The sequence below is a fragment of the Ensifer sp. genome (assembly GCF_035999135.1).
In the GTDB taxonomy this organism is placed as follows: domain Bacteria; phylum Pseudomonadota; class Alphaproteobacteria; order Rhizobiales; family Rhizobiaceae; genus Ensifer.
The window spans coordinates 1-8,227 of record NZ_DASYGZ010000160.1 but is presented as its reverse complement, the minus strand read 5'-3'; the positions used below and the strand labels follow the sequence as shown (position 1 = coordinate 8,227).

Annotated in this window: 6 protein-coding genes; all 6 read right to left on the bottom strand. The window is 65.2% G+C overall.

Annotated features, from left to right (window positions below):
• Window positions 1–63 precede the first annotated feature (63 nt).
• The 6 genes from murG to VGO12_RS20620 all read right to left on the bottom strand — a co-directional run bounded on the left by murG (window position 64) and on the right by VGO12_RS20620 (window position 8,110).
• Window positions 64–1,188, bottom strand: coding sequence for an undecaprenyldiphospho-muramoylpentapeptide beta-N-acetylglucosaminyltransferase (murG, locus tag VGO12_RS20645; protein WP_327514628.1), 1,125 nt, complete (start codon window positions 1,186–1,188; stop codon window positions 64–66).
• Between the two features lie 3 nt (window positions 1,189–1,191).
• Window positions 1,192–2,346 (bottom strand): putative lipid II flippase FtsW, encoded by a 1,155-nt coding sequence (gene ftsW / locus VGO12_RS20640; protein WP_327514627.1) that lies wholly within the window; start codon window positions 2,344–2,346, stop codon window positions 1,192–1,194.
• 98 nt (window positions 2,347–2,444) lie between these two features.
• Window positions 2,445–3,836: a UDP-N-acetylmuramoyl-L-alanine--D-glutamate ligase gene (gene murD / locus VGO12_RS20635; protein ID WP_327514626.1), complete on the bottom strand. Its 1,392-nt coding sequence runs from the start codon at window positions 3,834–3,836 to the stop codon at window positions 2,445–2,447.
• Window positions 3,837–3,843: 7 nt separating this feature from the next.
• Window positions 3,844–4,944, bottom strand: a complete 1,101-nt coding sequence (gene mraY, locus VGO12_RS20630) for a phospho-N-acetylmuramoyl-pentapeptide-transferase (RefSeq protein ID WP_327514625.1) — start codon at window positions 4,942–4,944, stop codon at window positions 3,844–3,846.
• Window positions 4,945–5,192: 248 nt separating this feature from the next.
• Entirely contained in the window at window positions 5,193–6,647 is a 1,455-nt protein-coding gene (locus tag VGO12_RS20625; RefSeq protein WP_327514624.1) for a UDP-N-acetylmuramoylalanyl-D-glutamyl-2,6-diaminopimelate--D-alanyl-D-alanine ligase, read from the bottom strand.
• Window positions 6,647–8,110 (bottom strand): UDP-N-acetylmuramoyl-L-alanyl-D-glutamate--2,6-diaminopimelate ligase, encoded by a 1,464-nt coding sequence (locus VGO12_RS20620; RefSeq protein ID WP_327514623.1) that lies wholly within the window; start codon window positions 8,108–8,110, stop codon window positions 6,647–6,649. Before VGO12_RS20620 ends, VGO12_RS20625 begins: the two co-directional genes overlap by 1 nt.
• Window positions 8,111–8,227 lie beyond the last annotated feature (117 nt).

Below are 8,227 nucleotides of genomic sequence, written 5' to 3'. Positions count from 1 at the left end.
TGCCGCTCATGCCGATGCCGCCGATACCGATGAAATGGACCAGCCCGATGGTTTTCGGCATTTTCATGAGCGTGTTTCCCTGAATTTCTCGACTGTCAAACCGCTGGCAATAGCCTCTACGAGGGATGCAAGCAAGCTTGCAGCGTCCGGCTTGCCGGTTTCCCGGGCATTTGCGGCCATCTCGGCGAGCGATTGCGGGTTTTCGACCGCGTCCTTCAGAATGCCGGCAAGGCGGTCGGCGGTGAGCTCGGCTTGCGCGATAACCCGTGCGCCGCCCTTGGCAGCGAGCGCCGCAGCATTGGCCGCCTGGTCGTGATCCAGCGCATAGGGATAGGGCACGAGGATCGAGGGCCGGCCGATGACGGCAAGCTCGGACACCGTCGAGGCGCCGGAACGGCAGATGACCAGTTGCCCGCCGGCGATACGCTCGGCCATGTCGGTGAAGAAGGGCGAGACTTCGGCGGGAACGCCGAGCTTCTCATAGGTCGCGATTACACCGTCCTTGTCTTCCGGCCGCGCCTGCTGCGTGACCCTGAAGCGCTGGCGAAGACCGTCGTCCAGTCGGCAGATCGCCTGGGGCACCGCCTTGGAAAAATACTGTGCGCCCTGGCTGCCGCCGAAGACCACCAGATGAAACGGCGTCTCACCGCTGGCCGCACCGTAGGGCACGTTGGCGGCGGCAAGAACCGCCGGGCGCACCGGATTGCCCGTGGTCACGGTCTTTTCGGCAAAGGCGCCGGTGCCCTCGGGCAGGAAGCCGCCGGCAATCGCCTTGACGCGCGAGGCGAGCGCCTTGTTGGCGCGGCCCATCACGGCGTTCTGTTCGTGGATGATCGAGGGAACACCCATGCCGGTCGCGGCCAGAAGCGGGGGCACGGTCGGGTAGCCGCCAAAGCCGACGACCGCCTTCGGCCGAAGCCGGGCGATCAGCCTGCGCGCGGCGCGCATGCCGGTCCAGAGCGTCCACAGCGACTTCGCCACGCTGATCGGGTTCTTCGAGCCGATCGTCGCCGAGGGCACGACGTGCACCTCGTCGGCCGGGAACTTGCCGGCATAGCGCTCGGCGCGGCTGTCGGTGACGAGATGGACCGAATAGCCCATGTCCTTCAGTTCGTGCGCCAGCGCTTCAGCCGGAAAGAGGTGGCCGCCGGTACCCCCGGCGGCAAGCAGAATGATGCCTTTGGTCATATTTTACTCCGCCGGCACGCCAATGCCGGACCGAAACAGGCTGCGCTCCACGGCGCGCTTCTCCGGGCGGTGACGGGTCAAGGCCAGGATGAAGCCGGCAGTGACGCAGATCGCCACCATGGACGAGCCACCATAGGAGATCAGCGGCAGGGTCATGCCCTTGGCCGGAAGCAGTTCGAGGTTCACGCCGATGTTGATCATCGACTGGATGCCGATCTGGAGCACCAGGCCGGCAACGGCGAACCGGTTGAAGTCGTTGCGTTCGCGGAAGGCATGGCTGAGGCCGCGCATCACCAGGAAGGCGAAGATCATGACGATGACCATGCAGAAGACGATGCCGAATTCCTCGGCGGCAACGGAAAAGACGAAGTCGGTGTGGCTGTCGGGAATGATGCGCTTGACGATGCCTTCGCCCGGCCCCCGGCCGAACCAGTCGCCGCGGATGATCGCCTCGCGGGCGGTATCCATCTGGAAGGTGTCGCCTTCGCCGGTCAGGAACTTGTCGATACGGGCGGCCACGTGCGGCAGCATCGTATAGGCGACGAAGAAGCCGCCGAGCGCCGCACCGCCGAGCAGGATGATCCAAAGCCAGGGCATGCCGGCCATGAAGAACATGCCGCCCCAGACCGCGGTCGTGAGGATCGTCTGGCCAAGGTCGGGCTGGGCGACGAGCAGCGCCCCGACAATGCCGAAAAGCAGGATGGCAAAGAGATTGCCGGGGATTTCCGGTTGGCGGGCGTGTTCGGAAAACAGCCAGGCGCAGACGACGACAAAGGCCGGCTTCATGAATTCCGACGGCTGGATCGAGATGCCGGCGATCGAAAGCCAGCGCATCGACCCCTTCACCTCTTCACCGATAAAGAGCACCAGCACCATCATCCCGAGCGAGCCGGCCAGAAGCAGGATCGCGGCCCGCCTCACCTGGCGCGGCGACAGGAAGGAGATGCCGACCATCACCACCAGCGACGGCAGCAGGAAGAGCGCATGACGCCTGACGAAGTGGAAGCTGTCGAGGCCGATGCGCTCGGCGACAGCAGGGCTTGCGGCAAAGGACAGCATGAAGCCGACCCCCATCAACAGGATGAAGGTCGCCAGAAAGAACCTGTCGATCGTCCAGAACCAGTCGGCCACGGGGCCACGTTCGGCTCGGCTTACCATCTTGTCAGTCCCCTTCTCCGGCGCCCCTTGCGCCTAACGTCCGAAACCCGGCATCACGTCCCTCTGCCTCGCGCCGATCGCGCGCCGGCGGCATGGCATCAGATCAGCATCGTCACGCCGTCGAGCGCGCGCACATGGCCGACAAAGGCATCGCCGCGCACCTCGAAGTTCTTGTACTGGTCGAAGCTTGCGCAAGCCGGGGAGAGCATCACGGCGGAAGCGCCGGCCTCGTCCCTGCCCGCGTCGACAGCCGCATGCGCGACCGCCTGTTCCAGCGTGCCTGAAATCTCGAACGGCACGGCATCGCCAAGCGTCGCTGCGAAGGCGGGAGCCGCCTCGCCGATCAGATAGGCCTTGACGATCTTCGGGAAGAACGGCGCAAGCGTCGTGATGCCTCCCTCCTTCGGCAGGCCGCCGGCAATCCAGTAGATCCGCTCGTAGCTCGAAAGCGCGGGTGCGGCCGCATCCGCATTGGTCGCCTTGCTGTCGTTGACGAAGACGACCGACCCCTTGCGGCCGACCGGCTGCATGCGGTGCTTGAGGCCGGGGAAGCTCTTGAGCCCGTTTGCGATCTCCGTCGCGCTGACCCCGACCGAAAGGCAGGCGGCGATCGCCGCTGCCGCGTTCTGGGCGTTGTGGCCGCCGCGCAATGTCTGGATGCCGTCGAGATCGACGAACAGGCTGGACGTGCCGCCTTCGGCCTTCAGGATGCGCGAGCCTTCGGCGTAGAGGCCATTGGCAAGCACATGGCGGCGCGAAATGCGCACGACCTTCGCGCCGGCGCGCTCGACACGATCGGCAATGAGCGCCGAGAAACTGTCGTCGACACCGACGATGGCCGTCCCGCTGCCGGCGACCAGCCGCTCCTTGATGTCGGCATAGTGCTGCATCGTGCCGTGACGATCGAGGTGATCGGGCGTGAGGTTGAGCAGGATCCCCGCCGCCGGGTTCAAGGTCGGCGCGAGATCGATCTGGTAGGAAGAGCACTCGACCACGTAGAAGCGGCCGGCCTTTGGCGGATCGAGGGTGAGAACCGCGGTGCCGATGTTGCCGCCGAGCTGGGTGTCGCGACCGCTTTCTCTGAGGATGTGCGCGATCAGCGCTGTGGTCGTTGACTTGCCGTTGGTGCCGGTAATGGCGATGAACGGGCAATCGGGCGCATGGGCCCGGCGCTCGCGCACGAAGAGCTCGACGTCGCCGATGATCTCCACGCCGGCGGCGTGGGCGAGATCGACCGTCCAGTGCGGCTTCGGATGGGTGAGCGGCACGCCCGGCGACAGAACGAAGGCGGCAAAGCCGGACCAGTTGATCGTGCGCAGATCGGCGGTCGGCACGCCTGCGGCGGAAGCCTTGGCGACACTGTCGGGATTGTCGTCCCAGGCGGTGACGGCCGCACCGCCGGCGACCAGCGCCTGCGCGGTTGCAAGCCCCGAGCCGCCGAGACCGAAGAGGGCAACCTTCCTGCCGCTGAAAGTGGTGACCGGGATCATCGTCCGCTCACCGCAGCTTGAGGGTGGAGAGGCCGACCATCGCCAGGATGACGGCGATGATCCAGAAACGGATCACGACCTGGCTTTCGGTCCAGCCCTTCTTTTCGAAGTGGTGGTGGATAGGCGCCATCAGGAAGACGCGGCGGCCGGTGCGCTTGAACCAGAACACCTGGATGATCACCGACAGCGTTTCCATGACGAAGAGGCCGCCGATGATGATCATGACGATCTCGTGCTTGACGGCAACGGCAACCGTGCCGATCAGGCCACCGAGCGCCAGCGACCCGGTGTCGCCCATGAAGATCGCCGCCGGCGGCGCATTGAACCAGAGGAAGCCGAGGCCAGCGCCGATGACGGCGCCGAGGATGACGGCAAGCTCGCCGGTGCCCGGCACGAAATGGATCTGCAGGTAGTTGGCGAACACCGCGTTACCGGCAAGGTACGCAATCAGGCCGAAGGCGGCGGCTGCGATCATCACAGGCACGATCGCAAGGCCATCGAGACCATCGGTCAGGTTCACGGCGTTGCCGGCGCCGACGATGACGAAGCCGCCGAAGAGCACGAAGAAATAGCCGAGATTGAGAATGAGGTCCTTGAAGAAGGGGAAGGTGACGGAGGAGCCGAAGGTCGAGCCGGCCGAACCGCTCGAAAGGGCAGCCTGCATCATGAAGAACACGGCAATGGCGGCGATCACGAACTCGATGCCGAGACGCGCCTTGCCGGAAAAGCCCTTGTCCGACTGCTTCGTAACCTTCAGGTAATCATCGTAGAATCCAATGGCGCCGAAGCCGAGCGTGACGAGCAGGGTCGAGACCACATAGACGCTCGAAAGATCGGCCCAGAGCAGCGACGAGACGACGATGCCGGCCAAGATCATCAGCCCGCCCATGGTCGGCGTACCGGCCTTCTTGAAATGCGTCTGCGGCCCATCGGCGCGGATCGGCTGGCCCTTCCCCTGGCGGATGCGCAACGAGGCGATCATCGCCGGCCCGAACAGGAAGACGATCATGGCCGAGGTGAAAAGCGCCGCGCCGGTGCGGAACGTGATGTAACGAAAGAGATTGAAAAACTGAAAGTGGTCCGCCAGTTCCACGAGCCAAATGAGCATAAGGGACCTTTCCCCAAAGGTTTCCTGCATGCGTCCCTAGATCGGCACCGACTTAAGGACTGTGCAGCCGTTTAAAAGTGCTGCAGCGGCCTTTGCACGCCTTGGCGGGCGGGCGGCACTGCAAAATCAAAAACTCGTCCATCAGAATCACCTGAAAAACGATACGCGCTAACATGTGAAAGTGTTAGGGCGCGCCCACCTAACTCGAAGCAGTGTCCACCGCGGCCCTCATGGGCGGTGGCGCCGGCCTAATCCCTCGCCGGCTGTCCCTCGGCCTCGCGCCTTTCGGCATCGGCCGCCGGATGGGTATCGATGAGCCCCTGCACGATCCTGGCGCAACCGGTGCCCTTCGATGACTTGACCATGACGACGTCGCCGGCAGCGACGGCGGTCAGCGCGTAGCTCTTCAGGTCTTCGACGCTCTCGCGGTAAACCACCGAGATGTCCGCCGGCAGCGCGTCGCGCAGGTTCGCCATCAGTGGCCCGGCCAGCCAGACATCGGTGATGCCGGCGTCCACCAGCGGACGGGCAAGCGCGGCATGCACCTCGACGCCGTGTTCGCCCATTTCCAGCATGTCGCCGAGAATGGCGACGCGGCGGCCGCCTTCAGGCGGTTCGCTGTCACGCAGAAGCGAGATCGCCGCCCGCATCGAGCTTGGATTGGCGTTGTAGCTTTCGTCGATCAGCTTCAGCGTACCGCCGCCGATGACAAGCGTATGGCGCCGGCCGCGGCCGGTCTCGGCCTGCATGGTCGCAAGCGCCGATGCGGCATAATCGAGGTCGCCGCCGGCAAGCTTGACGGCGGCCAGAACCGCAACGGCGTTCTCGGCGATATGACGCCCGGGCGCGCCGATCGCGACCTCCAGCGTGCGCCCACCGATGCCCGCCCAGAGGATCGAGCCTTCCGGACCCGGGCTGAACTCGACGAGACGGAACTCCGCCTTGGGATTGGCGCCGAAGGAATGGATGTGGCTGACGCCGGCAGCGGCGGCCGCGCTTTCGAGCAGCTTGTATTGCGGGCTGTCGTGAATGATCAGGGCATGGCCGCCATTGACCACGCCCTCGAAGATCTCGGCCTTGGCTTCGGCGATCTGGTCGAGGCTGTCGAAATTGCCGAGATGGGCGGCGGCGATGCTGGTGACGATGGCCACGTGCGGGCGCACCATCGCGGTCAGCGGCCGGATCTCGCCCGGGTGATTCATGCCGATCTCGAAAACGCCGAAATCGGTCGCCTCGGGCATGCGCGCCAGTGTCAGCGGCACGCCCCAGTGATTGTTGAAGGAGGCGACGGACGCATGCACGCGGCCTTGCGGCTTCAGCACATGGCGCAGCATCTCCTTGGTGGTCGTCTTGCCGACCGATCCGGTGACGGCAATGATCTTGGCGGCGCTGCGATCGCGCGCGGCGCATCCGAGCCGGATCATCGCTTCGAGCACGTCGTCGACGACGATCATCGGCGCGGTAAGGCGGCCGAGCGCCGGCAACTTGCCCTCGCTGACGACCAGCACTGCCGCACCGTTGGCAAGCGCAATGCCGGCATAGTCGTGACCGTCGACGCGGTCGCCCTTGATCGCGAAGAAGGCTTCACCCTTGCCGATCGAGCGGCTGTCGATCGAGATCCCCGAGATGCCCTCGGGCAAAGTTCCCATCGGCCGGCCGTTCATGGCCGCCAGAAGATCGCTGCTTGTCCAGAGCCAGTTCATCACATGCCTCCCAAGGCCTTGCGGACCTCCGCATGGTCCGAGAATGGCAGCGTCACGGAACCGACCGTCTGCCCCTCCTCGTGTCCCTTGCCGGCAACGATCAGCGTGTCGCCGGTCTTCAGCATGCCGACGGCGGTGCGGATCGCCTCGGCGCGGTCGCCGATCTCGATCGCGCCCGTGGCCGCAGCCATGATTTCGGAGCGGATGACATCGGGAACTTCCGAGCGCGGGTTGTCGTCGGTGACGATCGTCACATCGGCAAGCCTCGTGGCGATCTCGCCCATGATCGGGCGCTTGCCCTTGTCGCGGTCGCCGCCGCAGCCGAAGACCACAACGACGCGGCCGGTCGTGAACGGTCGCACGGAAGCGAGCACGTTTTCGAGCGCATCGGGCTTGTGGGCGTAGTCGACATAGGCGAGCGCGCCATCCTTGGTCTGGCCCACCAGTTCGAGGCGGCCGGAGGCGCCCTCAAGCTTTTCAAGCGCTGCGAAGGCCGCCTTGGCGCTGATGCCGGTGGACATCGCCAGACCCGCCGCGACGAGCGCATTGGCCACCTGGAAATCGCCGGCGAGCGGAATGTGGATTTCGAAGATATCGTCGCCGACATGCACTTCTGCCGATTGTTTGTGGCGGAAATGCTCGACGCGCTTCAGTGAGATGTAATCGCCCTTGCGGCCGACGGTGCGCACGTCGAGCTTGGCCTTGCGGGCAGCGGCGATCGCCTGCTCCGACCACTGGTCGTCGGCAAAGATCACGGCCGGCGCGCCCTTCGGCAGCAGAGCATCGAACAGCCGCATCTTCGAGGCCATGTAATGCTCGACCGTCGGATGGTAGTCCATGTGGTCGCGGCCGAGATTGGTGAAGGCGGCAGCGGCGAGGCGCACGCCGTCAAGCCGGTTCTGGTCGAGGCCGTGGCTGGAAGCCTCCATCGCCGCATGGGTCACGCCGGCATCGGCGAGTTCCGCCAGCAGCTTGTGGAGCGACACCGGATCGGGCGTCGTCAGCGAGCCGTAGTCGTTGCGGCCGGGCGCGACGACGCCGGTCGTGCCGATCATCGCGGCGGCATAGCCGGAATGGGCCCAGATCTGGCGGGTAAACGAGGCAACCGACGTCTTGCCGGCCGTGCCGGTCACCGCAACCATGGTCTCGGGCTGGGCGCCGTAAAGGGCGGCGGCGGCGCGTGCGAGGAAGGCGCGCGGCTGCGAGAGCTTGAGGACCGGAGCGGTCGAAGCGTCGACCTCGGAACCGGCTTCGGTAACAACGGCAACCGCACCGCGCTTCAGCGCGTCGGCGATATAGGCGCCGCCATTGGCCTTGCTGCCGGAGACGGCGACGAAGAGATCCCCTGGCTGGACCTGCCGGCTGTCGGCCGTCAGTCCGGCAACGTCGATTTCCGCGGCAGCGCCGCTCAGTTGCGCCGAAAGTTCCGGGAAGTTCGATCCCGCCAGGTCTTTGATCTTCATGAACGCACGTCTCGCATCGATTTCGATCCGCCAGAATCGCGAATCGTCCGCATTCTCATTTCATGTCTAATAAGACACAAGCAAGGCAGAACCGTCTTCTCCAAACTTTGGTTCGAC